13 protein-coding genes are annotated in these 12,804 nt (G+C 61.3%); 5 read left to right on the forward strand and 8 right to left on the reverse strand.

Annotated features, from left to right (window positions below; translation table 11 throughout):
- Window positions 1-11 precede the first annotated feature (11 nt).
- Window positions 12-911 carry a LysR family transcriptional regulator gene (locus J3A71_RS12040; protein ID WP_016487907.1) on the forward strand — a complete coding sequence of 300 codons (900 nt, stop codon included), beginning with the start codon at window positions 12-14 and terminating at the stop codon, window positions 909-911.
- 82 nt (window positions 912-993) lie between these two features.
- Here the strand turns inward: J3A71_RS12040 and J3A71_RS12045 are convergent, their stop codons facing one another.
- From J3A71_RS12045 to J3A71_RS12065, 5 genes are read right to left on the reverse strand one after another with little or no spacing between them, the layout of a single operon-like run.
- Window positions 994-1,794 carry an aldolase/citrate lyase family protein gene (locus J3A71_RS12045; protein ID WP_023048475.1) on the reverse strand — a complete coding sequence of 267 codons (801 nt, stop codon included), beginning with the start codon at window positions 1,792-1,794 and terminating at the stop codon, window positions 994-996.
- A gap of 18 nt (window positions 1,795-1,812) precedes the next feature.
- Window positions 1,813-2,616: a carbon-nitrogen hydrolase family protein gene (locus J3A71_RS12050; protein WP_209952874.1), complete on the reverse strand. Its 804-nt coding sequence runs from the start codon at window positions 2,614-2,616 to the stop codon at window positions 1,813-1,815.
- Between the two features lie 51 nt (window positions 2,617-2,667).
- Window positions 2,668-3,663, reverse strand: a complete 996-nt coding sequence (locus J3A71_RS12055) for a TRAP transporter substrate-binding protein (protein WP_016487904.1) — start codon at window positions 3,661-3,663, stop codon at window positions 2,668-2,670.
- Between the two features lie 29 nt (window positions 3,664-3,692).
- A complete protein-coding gene (locus J3A71_RS12060) occupies window positions 3,693-4,976 on the reverse strand; it encodes a TRAP transporter large permease subunit (RefSeq protein ID WP_016487903.1) in 1,284 nt (427 codons plus the stop codon).
- Window positions 4,976-5,491 (reverse strand): TRAP transporter small permease, encoded by a 516-nt coding sequence (locus J3A71_RS12065; RefSeq protein WP_016487902.1) that lies wholly within the window; start codon window positions 5,489-5,491, stop codon window positions 4,976-4,978. The genes J3A71_RS12060 and J3A71_RS12065 overlap by 1 nt, the downstream gene beginning before the upstream one ends.
- Before the next feature lie 330 nt (window positions 5,492-5,821).
- On the opposite strand from J3A71_RS12065, the gene J3A71_RS12070 reads away from it, so the two are divergent.
- Together J3A71_RS12070 and J3A71_RS12075 are read left to right on the forward strand one after the other, a co-directional pair.
- Window positions 5,822-6,391, forward strand: a complete 570-nt coding sequence (locus tag J3A71_RS12070) for an SPOR domain-containing protein (RefSeq protein WP_016487901.1) — start codon at window positions 5,822-5,824, stop codon at window positions 6,389-6,391.
- Window positions 6,392-6,582: 191 nt separating this feature from the next.
- On the forward strand, window positions 6,583-7,008 hold the full coding sequence (locus J3A71_RS12075) for a GTP diphosphokinase (protein WP_016487900.1): 426 nt from the start codon (window positions 6,583-6,585) through the stop codon (window positions 7,006-7,008).
- Window positions 7,009-7,011: 3 nt separating this feature from the next.
- On the opposite strand, the gene J3A71_RS12080 is transcribed toward J3A71_RS12075, so the two are convergent.
- Both J3A71_RS12080 and J3A71_RS12085 read right to left on the reverse strand, forming a co-directional pair.
- The gene (locus tag J3A71_RS12080; protein WP_016487899.1) at window positions 7,012-7,704 is read right to left on the reverse strand and encodes an endonuclease I family protein; all 693 of its coding nucleotides are present in this window, start codon (window positions 7,702-7,704) and stop codon (window positions 7,012-7,014) included.
- A gap of 6 nt (window positions 7,705-7,710) precedes the next feature.
- Window positions 7,711-7,953 carry a DUF1654 domain-containing protein gene (locus J3A71_RS12085; RefSeq protein WP_016487898.1) on the reverse strand — a complete coding sequence of 81 codons (243 nt, stop codon included), beginning with the start codon at window positions 7,951-7,953 and terminating at the stop codon, window positions 7,711-7,713.
- 202 nt (window positions 7,954-8,155) lie between these two features.
- Between J3A71_RS12085 and J3A71_RS12090 the strand changes: the two genes are divergently transcribed.
- Complete coding sequence (locus J3A71_RS12090; RefSeq protein WP_023048702.1) at window positions 8,156-10,201, forward strand: TonB-dependent receptor; 2,046 nt, start codon at window positions 8,156-8,158, stop codon at window positions 10,199-10,201.
- Between the two features lie 150 nt (window positions 10,202-10,351).
- Here J3A71_RS12090 and J3A71_RS12095 read toward each other — a convergent pair whose 3' ends face one another.
- Window positions 10,352-11,440, reverse strand: a complete 1,089-nt coding sequence (locus J3A71_RS12095) for an asparaginase (RefSeq protein WP_096426979.1) — start codon at window positions 11,438-11,440, stop codon at window positions 10,352-10,354.
- Between the two features lie 398 nt (window positions 11,441-11,838).
- Here J3A71_RS12095 and J3A71_RS12100 point away from each other — a divergent pair, with 398 nt between their 5' ends.
- On the forward strand, window positions 11,839-12,798 hold the full coding sequence (locus J3A71_RS12100; RefSeq protein ID WP_031312265.1) for a sugar ABC transporter substrate-binding protein: 960 nt from the start codon (window positions 11,839-11,841) through the stop codon (window positions 12,796-12,798).
- Window positions 12,799-12,804: the final 6 nt, after the last annotated feature.

Genomic DNA, 12,804 nt, shown 5'->3' on the forward strand with positions numbered 1-12,804 from the left:
CAGTTTTTATCATGCGTATCACGCTGATGCAGATCGAGGCATTCTACTGGACCGCTCGCCTGGGCGGTGTGCACGCGGCCTCACGGCATCTTCACCTGACGCAACCTGCGGTATCGGCGCGCATCAAGGAAATGGAGTCGTTGCTCAGCGTCAAGCTGTTCGACCGCAGCAAGCAGCGCATGAGCCTCACCGCCGACGGCCACACGGCGCTGCGCCATGCCGAACTGGTACTGAACAACAGCACGCAGCTGGAGCAGTTCGCGGCCCAGCAGAAGCAACACCGGCGCCTGCGCCTGGGGGCAGACGAGTGCTCGGCCATGGTCGGGCTGACTGCGGTGATAAGCGAAATCAAGGCGCACTTCCCGGAAATCACCCTGGAAATCACCATCGATGTGGGCGCCGCGCTCAACCGCAAACTGAACGATCACGAACTGGACATCGCCCTGCTGACCAACCCGGCCACACGCGAGGATGTGACCGATGTGTTCCTTGGCTGGATGACGTTTCAGTGGGTGGCGGCGCGGCACCTGGAGATTGCCGACGGGCCGTTTCTGCCGCAGCAGGCGCGGCAGTATTCGATCGTTACCCACAGCGCGCCGTCGACACTGTATTCGGTGGTGGACCGCTGGTTGCAGGAAAGCGGCTCGGCGAGCCACGCTTTTCATTCCAGCAACTCGCTGGCGTTTATTGCCAAGATGGTATCGGCGGGGCATGCCATTGGCATATTGCCGGTGCCACTGATTCGCGACATGTTGGCGGTGGACATGCTGAAGACATTACCGTGCGACCCGGCGATTCCTGCGGCAAAGTTCTGCCTTTCCTATTTGACTGAACGGCCAGACATGCAACTGGGTGAACTGGTATCGATCATTCGGGCGACACTGGTAAAGCAGAACTTTCTGGTAGATTGATTAGTCCCGAGCCCGCAGGCACCGTAGCAGCCCGAAAACTGCGCGGTGCCTGCAGGCGCCGGTTGTGTGGCGTGTCAGCCGGTCAGGTGAGCGCCTGTTTTACTGCAGCGATATGTTGCCCGGCCTGGTTGAGCCATGACAGATCACTGCCCATCAGCAGCATGTCGCTGCCCATGTCCAGCAAACGCCCGGCGGTGACTCGGTCGGCCGGAAAGCACGGCACCATCACCTTGATCGAGCGGGCGTGGCATTTTTCGATCAGCACCTGCAGGCGTTGCCGCACCTCGGGGTTGCCCAGGCGGTAGTCGACCGGTAGCCCGCGTGAAAGTGAGTAGTCCGCCGGCCCGAAGTGCACTGCATCGATCCCTTCCACATCGAGAATCTCATCGATGTTGTCAAAAAACTCATAGCTTTCGGCCATGGGCACGATCACGCTGCGGTCGTTTTCTGCCTGCGTATAGCGCGCCCAGTCGAAACCTGGCCCGGCGAACCCGGCCGAGCGCACCGAGCTGTCGCCACCGCGGCGTCCCAAGGGCGGGAACTTGCTGTAATGGATGATCTGGCGCATCTGCGCGGCGTTGTGCACTTGCGGCACGATCACCCCGGCAGCGCCCATTTCCAGGGCCTTGCGTATATCCCACTCCAGCGTGCCCCGCACCCGTACCAGGCTGGGGATTGCAGCGCTGCTGGCGGCCAGCAGCAGTTTTTCCATGTCGCGGTCCACGCCCAGCGCGGTGTGCTCGGCGTCAATGAAGACGAAGTCCAGGCCCCAGTTGCCGGCCACTTCGATGGCCATGCAGGCGGTGCTGTAGATGTTCATGCCGAACGTGGCACCGCGCGCCATGCGGGCCTTCAGCAAGGTGTGTGTAGTGCTTTGGTTCATGTTCGAGGCCGCCTTGGGTCAGATGCGGTAGGTTTCAGGCAGCCGGTCGCGGAACGGGTGCACTTCGAATATGCCCGGGTCACGGATCAGCGATTTGTTGCGGGCCTTGGCCAGGTCGATCTCGGCGGTGTACACGCCGTCTTCCAGGCCGGCGCGCACCAGGGTCTTGCCGGACGGTTCGATGATATGGCTGGTGCCGATGAACTGCATGCCCTCGTCCATGTCGTTGCGGTTGGGAGCAACGAAGTACACCATGTTTTCAGCGGCGCGCACGGTGCTGAAAATGTCCGGCAGCATGCGTGCCTGTTCTGGCCAGGCAGCAGGCAGTACGACGATGTCGGCACCTTCCAGGGCCAGGGTGCGTACCACTTCGGGGAAGCGGATTTCGTAGCAGATGGCCAGGCCGATGCGGCCGATGTTGGTATCGAACACAGGTGTTGCCCAATCGCTGGGGCGGTCGGTGAAGCGGTCGCCGATCATGAATGGCAAGTGGCGCTTGCGGTGCAGGCCGATGATGCCTTGCGCGCCGATCAGCACGGCGGTGTTGTACACCGAGCTGGCGTGCCGCTCGTAGAAGCCGACCACGATCAGGATGCCGGTCTGCGCCGATACCTCCAGCAGCGGCGCCAGGGCGTCGAGGCTGATGGCGCCGCGCTCGAGGTCTTCACGGCTGTCGAACGCGCCGCCGGTGAGCAGGCATTCGGCAAAGGCGATCAGCCGCGAGCCTTCTGCAGCGGTCTGGCGTGCCAGCGTGGCAACCTTGTCGACGGTCAGGGCCGGGTTGCCGGCCACCGGGTGAATCTGGGCTACGGAGATTTTCATGCTGTTCCTTGATGGCAGTTGAAAGGCGCCGCAATGCGCGGCGCGAGGGCGTCACTGTGGCTGGTAGCCCATGGCCTGGTAGACCTTGCTGACCAGTTGGGGATTGATCTGTGCGGCGTACTTGTCGACCACGGGGCGAATCTTGGCCTGGATGCGCGCCACCTCGTCGGGCGGCAGTTGGTTGACTTGCATGCCCGCGCCCTGCAGGTCGGCGATGGCCTTGCTGTCCGCCTCCCGGGAGATGCGCCGTTGTTCCAGCCGCACTTCCTGGGCAACCTCGGTCAGCAGTTGCTGCTCATCCTTGTTGAGGCTGTCCCAGAACGTCTTGCCGATCAGCACAATCTGTGGGTTGTAGTTGTGCCGGGTCAGGCTCAGGTACTTCTGCACCTCGTTGAAGCGTGAGGCGAGGATCAGCGCCGCCGGGTTTTCCTGGCCGTCCACGGTGCCGGTCTCCAGTGCCGTGTGCACCTCGGTGAAAGGCAGCGGCGTCGGGTTGGCACCGAGTGCCGCCCACACGTCCAGGAACAGCGGCGATTGCTGGGCGCGAATCTTCAGCCCGGCAATGTCTTCAAGCTTTTGCACCGGCCGCACATTGTTGGTCAGGTTGCGCTCGCCCAGCTCCCAGAACGCCAGGCCTACCAGATTTTTCGCTGGCAACTGGTCGGTGAGCATCTTGCCTACCTCGCCGTCGAGCATGGCATCGACCTTGGCGGTGTCGGTGTACAGGAACGGGAAGTCGAGGATGCCGAAGTCGGTGATGTGGTTAAGCATCAGCCCGGCGTTCCAGGTCATCATTTCCACCACGCCACCCTGCAAGGAAGACAGCACCTGTACGTCGCCGCCCAGGACACCGTTGGGGAAGGTGCGCACCTTGATCTTGCCTTCGCTGCGCTCCTGAACCTTCTTGGCGAACAGTTCCATGCCGATGGCCGGTGGCGTGCCTTTGGGGCTGGTGGCGGCGAACTTGATGACGCGGGCGTTGTAGTCGGCGGCCATGCTCAAGCTGCTGGACAGCAACAGGGCGGCGATGAGGGCGAGTTTCTTCATGGACAGTACCTTTATTGTTATAGGGGGGATCAATGCCCGAACCACTGGGCGGGAACGGTGACCAGTTCGGGGAAGATGACCAGCAGGAACAGCACGATGATTTCCGCGATCAGGAAGGGGAACGTGCCTTTGAGCAGTGCCTCGTAACGCATGCGACCGATGCCGCAGACCACGTTGAGCACCGTGCCCACCGGCGGGGTGATCAGGCCGATCGAGCAATTGATCATGAACAGCACCCCGAAATAGATTGGGTCGATGTTCGCAGCGGTCACCACCGGTACCAGGATTGGTGCGAGCAGCAAAATGGTGGGGGTGAGGTCCATGACCATGGAAATCACCAGGATCAGCAGCATCAGCACTACGATCAGCAGCCGCGGGTTGTCCATCACTGGCTGGATCAGGTCGATGATTTGCCCGGGGATGTCGGCGATGGTAATCATCCAGGCCGGGATCGAAGCGGCAGCTACCAGGAACATCACGGCAGCGGTGGTCTTGCCGGCGCGCAGCAGCAGTTGGTTGAGCGACTTGAGGCTGAGCTCGCGGTAGATCAGCGACGACACCAGCAGGGCATAGACACTGGCCACCGCACCGGCCTCGGTCGGGGTGACCACGCCAAAACGCAGGCCGACGACGATGATCACCGGCAGCATCAGCGCCCAGAAGCTGTCCACCAGGGCCTTGAGGCGCTCCTTGCCGCTGGCCTTGGGGCTCAGTTGCACATCGTTGTTACGCCGCGACATCAGCCACCAGGCCACCACCAGTGCGGCGGCGATCATCAGCCCCGGGGCGATGCCGGCGAGGAACAGCTTGGTGATCGACAGCCCCGAAGCCACGCCAAGCACAACGAAACCGATGCTGGGTGGAATGATTGAACCCAGCACCGACACCGATGCGATCAGGCCCCCGGAGCGGTTACGGTTGTAGCCGGCGATGACCATCATCGGCAGCAACAGGGCGGTCAGCGAGGCGGCGTCGGCCAAGGCCGAACCGGACAGGCTCGACAGCAGCACGCCGGCAAAAATGGTGACGTAGCCAAGCCCGCCGCGCAGATGGCCGACCAGGGTGATGGCCAGCTTGATGATGCGCTTGGACAAGCCGCCGCTGTTCATTACCTCGCCAGCGATGATGAACAGCGGAATTGCCAGCAGCGGGAAGCTGCCGGCCGAGTTGATGATGTTCTGCGCGATGATCTGGCCATCGAACAGGCCCAGCAGCCACATCAACGCCACGCCGCAAAGGATCAGGGCATAGGCGATGGGGGCGCCGATCAGGATGGCGGCCATCAGCACGCCGACGAAAACAGACAGGGCCATTATTCGACTGCTCCATCTTTGAGCGAAGTTTCGGTCTGGGCGGGCGCCGGGAGGGTGCCCGTCAGGTTCCTGACCAGCTGGGTGCAGATCAGCAGCGCGCTGAGGATGCAGAACACCAGGCCCGCGCCGTAGAACAGCGCCATGGAAATACCCGTGGAGGGAGCACCGACATGCAGGTTGATCAGGGTCTGCTTCCAGCTGCCGTCGAGAAACAGCCAGGTCACATACAGCATCAGCAGTTGTGTCAGTGCCAGCAGCCAGCGGGCCACGCCAGGCGAGACGCGGCGGGTGACGATGTCGACGCCGATGTGGCCGTGTTCGTGCAGCATCAGCTGCGCGCCAGCAAACACCAGCCATACAAACGCCAGGCGGGAAATCTCTTCGCTGAAGAACAACCCTGAGTTGAAGCCATAGCGCAGCACGACGTTGGTGAAGATCAGGCAGGTGATGCCGACCAGACAACCTACCACCAGCGTCTTGAGGATGATGAAGTAACCATCGACCAGGGTTTTCATGGCGCCTCCTGAGGCAGAGCTGCCCAGGAAGCGCCAAAAGCGCCCGGTGCGATCATGCGGACGCGAGCATCCACCTGTATGTATGAGCGGGACATGGGTTCACCTTTATTATTATTCGACATACGTCGTCGTATGACTGCCCCGATTCTTCTACGAAACGCCCGGCTTGCGCTGCCTCAAGTTTTTTATCAGCGGGATAAGAAATGGCGATCAGCGCAGACGCCACGGGTAGTTGTCCTATGACTTGGTTGCAAGGTGTAACGTATGGTCGCGGTTCTTGCGCATGGCCCTCGTGCTAGAATCCGCCCCTTCGAATCTGGAGGTACACGCGTGCGCAAACTGGCTGTGGTAATGGCAGTGCTTGCCCTGGCGGGCTGTGAAAACGAGGTCGAAGGCGTGCACAAGCAGGTGGCCGAACACCTGCATAACCCCAAAACCGCCAAGTTCGGCAACGTGCGGATCGACACACAGGGCACCATCTGCGGCCAGGTTCGCGGCAAGGACGATGCCGGGCAGTACGAAGCCTACCGCAGCTATGTGGCGATCAAGCGTGACGGCCAGTACGACATCATCGTCGACGACACCGGCAACAACCTGCGCATCCGCGAGGTGTGCGGCGGCGCCGATCTGCAGCGCCGTGCCGATGCACTGGCTGGCCAGCCGGCACCCGAGGGCTGGGACGTGGAAGTGATCCAGGGTGCCAACATGGGCGCGCTGAGCGACATGACCGCGCGGCTCATCGAGAAGGGTATCCCGTCTTCGGTGGAATACCGCAACGGCAAGCCGGTGGTGCTGATGGGGCCGTTCCCAACCCGTGAAGAAGCTCAAGCGCGCAAGGACGAAGTGATGGCCAAGCTGGGCACCGATTCGGTGGTCATCCAGCATGGCGCAACCCGCTAGAACTGCAGCAGTGGGTGGGAGCCCGGTGCCTTCGCGGCAGTTGTGGGAGCGGGCATGCCCGCTCCCACAACTGTTGCCGTCATAAGGCCCCGCCAACTGGGTGTGTGCAGCTTTGTGAGGCGTGTGTTAGACATTGTTCACACAAGTTTGGCTATGCTTGGGTGGAAGATGCCGAACGGGGGAGGGGCCTCATGTCTACACTGGAGCGGGCCATTGCCGTGGCCGCCAGGGCGCATGAAGGGCAATACGACAAGGGCGGGGTGGCGTATATTCTCCACCCGCTACGCGTGATGATGCGGGTGTCCACACCCGAGCAACGTATTGTCGCAGTCCTTCACGATGTGATCGAGGACACCCCGCTGACCGTGTCCGACCTGGCCCGCGAGGGTTTTACCCTGAAAATCCTTGCCGCCTTGCTGGCACTCAGTCGCCGTGAGGGCGAGCCGTACCAGGATTTCGTGGTACGCCTGGGCGATGACCCGTTGGCGCGAACCGTCAAGCTGGCCGACCTGGCCGATAACAGTGACCTTTCACGCATTCCTTGCCCTGGCCCCGCCGACCTGGCGCGGCTGGCCCGTTACCGGGAAGCCAGCGCCTATCTCCAGGCACTGGCCTGAGGCTCAACCGCACGCCTTGAGGTTGACTGGCCCGACAAACTCGTTTCCCCGCCCCATCACGCAGGCGACCTGTTGGTTGCGTTGCTGCTCCCAAACCTGCGGCGGGTAGGTCTTGTTCCAGGCCTCGAACAACTGGCGGTCCTGTTTGGACAGGCGCAGGTTGTACTGCTTGCTCATGTAGAAGTAGGTGCGGGCGATCATGCCGCGAATCGACGGGCGCGGCATCACCTTCCTGGCCTTGAAGTCGACCTGGGTCAGGCAGCTACCGTACTGGCCGCGTTGTTCCGGCAACCAGCCGAAACTGAAGTTGCTGCGGTCGCCGTTGACCTCACCGATGCTGGGCACCAGGTTGTGCAGGTCGGCTTCGGCGCGTTTGTACACTTCGTCATGCTGCGCGCACTGCTTGCGACCGCCGCTCTGCCAGCATTGGCGCTGATGGCCAATTTGCCAGGCAGGCACGATGTGTTCCCACTCGATGCGCGACGCGCGCTGGGCATTCTTGCGTGGGGCATAGCCGCAGGACGCCAGGTCGACCTTGTTGCCCTTGTATTTGCACCCGCAATAAAACTCGGTCGATTGCGGGGCATAGAGCTTCCAGGCGACCTTCTTGGCCTCCTGGAAGGTGCGTGGGGCATCGGCTTGAACAAGCGGCGTGGTCAGTAACAGGCAGGCTGCCGCGAAAAGCGAAACTCTCATGCGCGGTCAGTCTTCCTTCGGCACAGTCCAGAAAATCTGCACACCGCCATCGTCGCGGTGGGCGAGGGTCACGTTGTCGTTTTCTGCGATCTCCTCCAGCAAGCTTTCCCAGTCTTCCGGGCTTTCCTGTTCCAGGCGGAAGATCAGCGCCGCACGGCTGCGCTGGGCGGTGGGGCTGTTGATGATCTTCTGGATGCGTACACCCAGCTGTTCATAGCTGCTCGGAGTGGCGGAGGCGGTGCTGGACACAGGAAATTCCTTATTTTTGCTGTATGTGCATACAGTATTTCAGCGTAAGTAAATTCGCAACAGCTTGTCAGGAAAAAAACCACCGTTCGCGCTGGCGCTGCCGGTCTGGTGTAATACCGGCAATTTCCGGAAGCTGCGCATGTATCGATTTCTTTCTCGTTTTCCTTCATCTACAAGTCTGGTCCTGCTGTTTGCAGGTGGCATGAGCGTTAATGGCAGTGCCAAGGCCAGTTCACCCGATGTCGTCGTCATGGCACCGCTGGTGGTGACCGGTGCCTATGCCCCCACCAGCACATTCGACCTGCCGTTTTCGGTGGATACCGTTGACCTGTCCCACGGCACCGATGGCCAACTTGGCGTCAACCTGTCAGAAGTGCTGAGCAAAGTCCCTGGGCTGGTGGTGCAGAACCGTCAGAACTATGCGCAAGACCTGCAGATTTCGTCGCGGGGCTACGGTGCACGCTCGGCCTTCGGCGTGCGTGGCATCAAGCTGCTAAGCGACGGCATACCGGCCAGCACGCCCGACGGGCAAGGGCAGGCCGCCACGCTGAACCTGGATGTGGCCGACCGTATTGAAGTGCTGCGCGGCCCGGCAGCGACACTGTATGGCAGCAACGCCGGTGGTGTGATCCAGATGTTTACCCGGGACGGGCAGGGGCCTGCGCGCGTGGGGGCCGAAACCACCTTCGGCAGCGACGGCTTCAACAAGAATCACCTGTCGGCAGAGGGCGGGAACGACACCGCAGGGTTCGTGCTGGATGCCTCGCGCCTGGATACCGATGGCTATCGCGACCACAGTGCCGCGCGCCGTGACCAGACTTTCGCCAAGGTCAACTTCAAGCCCGACGACGACTCGCGCATGGCGCTGATCTACAGCAGCCTGGAGCAGAACAACACGCAGGACCCGCTGGGGCAGACCTGGGATGCCTACAAGCATGACCCACGTTCCACGGCAGCAGTGGCCGAAACCTACAACACCCGCAAAAGCATCGACCACCAGCAACTGGGCATGAACTACGAACGCTACTTTGGCGATGCCACGCTGCAGTTCAACCTGTACGCGGGGCGACGCAGCGTGGTGCAGTATTTGTCCATCCCCAAATCGGTGGCCTCCAACAGCCAGCGTGGCGGCGGGGTCGTTGACTTCGACCGCGAGTTCCACGGCGGCACCCTGCGCTGGATACAGCCGGTTGCGAATGTGCCCGGCAACCTAACCTTCACGGTCGGCGCCGATTACGACCAGAGCAAGGACGACCGACGCGGTTATCAGAATTTCAGCGGTGACCAACTGGGGCTTAAAGGTGAGTTGCGCCGCGACGAGAAAGACACCGCTACCAGCCTGGACCCTTACCTTCAGGCGCATTGGGAAATCGGCAACTGGACCAGTGAGCTGGGGCTGCGCTACAGCACCATGGAAATGCGTGTCGACGACCACTACTTGGCCAACGGTGACTCCAGCGGCTCGAAGAAGTATCAGCAGGCCACGCCATCGCTGTCGGTGATGTACGCGTTCACGCCAGATCTGCGCGGTTACGTGAGCGTCGGCAAAGGCTTCGAAACCCCCACGCAGGCCGAAATGGCCTATGCGCCGGGTGTGCTCGAAAGCTTTAACTTCGGCCTCAAGCCCGCCACCAGCATGCAGTACGAATTGGGTGTGAAGTACCGGCTTGGCGAGCGCACGCGCCTGAATGCAGCGGTGTACGAGATTCATACCGATGACGAAATCGTCGTCGCCAGCGCTACGGATGGTCGAACCAGCTATCGCAATGCGGGGCGTACTGTACGACGCGGCTTTGAGGCGAGCCTGCAAAGTGACTTGAGCCAGCAGTGGCAGACCACCTTGGTGTATACCCGCACTGATGCCCGCTATGCCGATGACATCAGCCAGACCATCCAAAGTGGCAACCGCCTGCCAGGTGTGCCGCTGGACAACCTGTATGGCGAGCTGGTCTGGAAGCCAGTGTCGTCCATCAGCATGGGGGTTGAAGGGCAGTACCGCAGTAAGGTGTATGTGGACGACAGCAACAACGCCAAGGCCGCACCTGCGTATGCGGTATTCAACTGGCGGACCCGGTTCGAGCAACATGTGGGGCCTTGGACGTTCCACCAGCTGGTGCGGCTGGACAACCTGTTTGACCGGCAGTATGTAGGCTCGGTCATTGTCGGCGACGGCAACGGGCGTTACTACGAAGCAGCGCCCGGGCGGTCGTGGTATGCGGGGGCGGGGTTGGAGTACCGGTTCAGGTAGCTGGCAACATCCTGACGAAGCATGCAGTGCGGTGAATGGCGGGGTGAACCCGATCTCATGGAATAAACGCTAACTCGGTGCCTTAGCAGGGGGTTTGTGGGAGCAGGCTTGCCCGACGCAAGGCCGCTCCCACAGTGGGGCGCGAGGTACTCAGTATTCCCAGAAGATCCGCTGCAGCTCTTTGCTGTCCTGGGTCTTGGTCATGGCGACCATCGCCAGAATACGAGCCTTCTGCGGGTTCAGGTCGTGGGCCACCACCCAGTCGTTCTTGTCATCCGGCTGTTCGGCATTGCGCAGCACAAAGCCACCCTGGTTGACGTGCGACGAACGGATGATCTGCACGCCGTTCTTGCGCAGCTCCTGCAACGCCGGCACCACCCGCGACGACACCGAACCGTTGCCGGTACCGGCGTGGATCAGCGCCTTGGCACCGTTCTGCGCCAGTGCCTTGTAAGCGGTGTCGGTCACGTTGCCATAGCCATAGGCAATGTCCACCTGTGGCAGGCTGCTGATCTGCTTGATGTCGAACTCGGAATTGACCGTGTGGCGCTTGGCTGGCAGGCGGAACCAGTAGGACTTGCCTTCTACCACCATGCCCATTGGGCCCCAGGCGCTCTTGAAGGCTTCGGTCTTGATGTTGACCGACTTGCTCACGTCACGCCCAGACTGGATCTCGTCGTTCATGGTCACCAGCACGCCCTTGCCGCGCGACTGCTTGTCGCCGGCCACGGCCACGGCGTTGTACAGGTTGAGCATGCCGTCGGCAGACATGGCGGTGCCCGGGCGCATCGAGCCGACCACCACGATTGGCTTGTCGGTCTTTTCCACCAGGTTGAGGAAGTAGGCGGTTTCTTCGAGGGTGTCGGTGCCGTGGGTAATGACGATACCGTCGACGTCCTTGCTCTCGGCCAGTTCGGCAACCCGCTTGCCAAGCTTGAGCAAGTCCTCGTTGGTGATGCTTTCAGAGGCGATCTGCATCACCTGCTCGCCGCGTACGTTGGCGATGTCGGCCAGTTCCGGCACGCCGGCAATCAGCTTGTCGATGCCCAGCTTGGCAGCCTGGTAGGTGGCGCTGTTGGCCGCGCTGGCGCCGGCGCCGGCAATGGTGCCGCCCGTGGCGAGGATGACGACGTTGGCCAGTTTCTGCTGTGTTTCGGCTTCTTTGGCAGAGGCGGTGGCTGGCAGGATCAGCAGCAGGGCGAGTGCGCTGGGGGCGAAGGTTTTGAGTGCGGCGTTCATCATTATTGTTCTCTCTTCCTAATGAGATTGTTGTTATTTCGCACAGAGCGGTAGGCATATTTCGTACCAAGCCATCGTGCGCCCCTTGTAGGGGCGGCTTTGCGTCGCGATGGGCTGCGTAGCAGCCCCGACAATGTAGGGTGTTGCACCTAAAACGGAGCGGCTACGCGACCCTTTCGCGACACAAGGACGTTCCTGCAAGAGACAATGTTCCATTCGTAATTCCGAACAAGCATAGGAAAGGCTGTTCGGTTTTCCGGAAAAAACTGCATAATCGGCTCCAGCAGCATCTGCCTCCGACAGCCAAACGGATTTGACAAACGCCGGTCTTGTTTCCATAGTTAGCCAACGCAAACGTTTGCGATCCGATAAAAAAACAAGATTCGGAGTCATCGTCCATGAAACTGCCGTTCCCCGGTCGTCTGCTGGCCCTCGCTGTCGTTTCCTCCCTTTCACTCGCACTTCCCCTGGCTGCCGCTCACGCCGAAGACAAACCCAAAGTCGCTCTGGTGATGAAGTCACTGGCCAACGAATTTTTCCGCACCATGGAAGACGGCGCCAAGGACTACCAAAAAAGTCACGCCGACGAATTTGAGCTGATTGCCAACGGCATCAAGAACGAGACCGACACCGGCGAGCAGATTCGCATTGTCGAACAAATGGTCAATGCCGGCGCCAAGGCGCTGGTGATTGCCCCGGCTGATTCCAAGGCGCTGGTGTCGGCGGTGAAGAAGGCCATGGACCAGGGTGTGGTGGTGATCAACATCGACAACCGCCTGGACCCTGATCTGCTCAAGAGCAAAGGCATCAGCGTGCCGTTCGTGGGCCCCGACAACCGCAAAGGCGCGCGCCTGGTCGGCGACTACCTGGCCAGCCAGAAGCTCAAGGCAGGCGACCAGGTGGGCATCATCGAAGGGGTCCCGACCACCACCAACGCCCAGCAGCGCACCGCCGGTTTCAAGGACGCCATGGACGCCGCAAAGATGGAAATCGTCTCGGTACAAAGCGGCAATTGGGAAATCGACAAAGGCAATGCCGTCGCCGCCTCCATGCTTAACGAATACCCCGACCTGAAAGCCTTGCTGGCCGGCAACGACAGTATGGCCCTGGGCGCCGTATCGGCCGTGCGCGCCGCCGGCAAGGCCGGCCAGGTGCAAGTGGTGGGCTACGACAACATCAACGCCATCAAGCCGATGCTTGCCGATGGTCGCGTGCTGGCCACCCTCGACCAGGCCGCCAGCCAGCAGGCGGTGTACGGCATCCAGGCTGCGCTGAAAATGGTCAAGGGCGAGAAACCGGATGTGGATGCCGACAACGTCATCCAGACCCCGGTCCAACTCATCACCAAGAAGCCCTGATGCTGC

This window comes from Pseudomonas sp. PvP089, assembly GCF_017875165.1.
Lineage (GTDB): Bacteria > Pseudomonadota > Gammaproteobacteria > Pseudomonadales > Pseudomonadaceae > Aquipseudomonas > Aquipseudomonas fortuita.

Excerpts from the sequence above, each read along its gene's own strand:
- J3A71_RS12055 (WP_016487904.1), bottom strand. The coding sequence starts at position 3,663 with ATGAAGAAACTCGCCCTCATCGCCGCCCTGTTGCTGTCCAGCAGCTTG.
- J3A71_RS12045 (WP_023048475.1), bottom strand. The coding sequence starts at position 1,794 with ATGAACCAAAGCACTACACACACCTTGCTGAAGGCCCGCATGGCGCGC.
- J3A71_RS12050 (WP_209952874.1), bottom strand. The coding sequence starts at position 2,616 with ATGAAAATCTCCGTAGCCCAGATTCACCCGGTGGCCGGCAACCCGGCC.
- J3A71_RS12090 (WP_023048702.1), top strand. The coding sequence starts at position 8,156 with ATGAGCGTTAATGGCAGTGCCAAGGCCAGTTCACCCGATGTCGTCGTC.
- J3A71_RS12075 (WP_016487900.1), top strand. The coding sequence starts at position 6,583 with ATGTCTACACTGGAGCGGGCCATTGCCGTGGCCGCCAGGGCGCATGAA.
- J3A71_RS12080 (WP_016487899.1), bottom strand. The coding sequence starts at position 7,704 with ATGAGAGTTTCGCTTTTCGCGGCAGCCTGCCTGTTACTGACCACGCCG.
- J3A71_RS12065 (WP_016487902.1), bottom strand. The coding sequence starts at position 5,491 with ATGAAAACCCTGGTCGATGGTTACTTCATCATCCTCAAGACGCTGGTG.
- J3A71_RS12100 (WP_031312265.1), top strand. The coding sequence starts at position 11,839 with ATGAAACTGCCGTTCCCCGGTCGTCTGCTGGCCCTCGCTGTCGTTTCC.
- J3A71_RS12040 (WP_016487907.1), top strand. The coding sequence starts at position 12 with ATGCGTATCACGCTGATGCAGATCGAGGCATTCTACTGGACCGCTCGC.
- J3A71_RS12060 (WP_016487903.1), bottom strand. The coding sequence starts at position 4,976 with ATGGCCCTGTCTGTTTTCGTCGGCGTGCTGATGGCCGCCATCCTGATC.
- J3A71_RS12095 (WP_096426979.1), bottom strand. The coding sequence starts at position 11,440 with ATGAACGCCGCACTCAAAACCTTCGCCCCCAGCGCACTCGCCCTGCTG.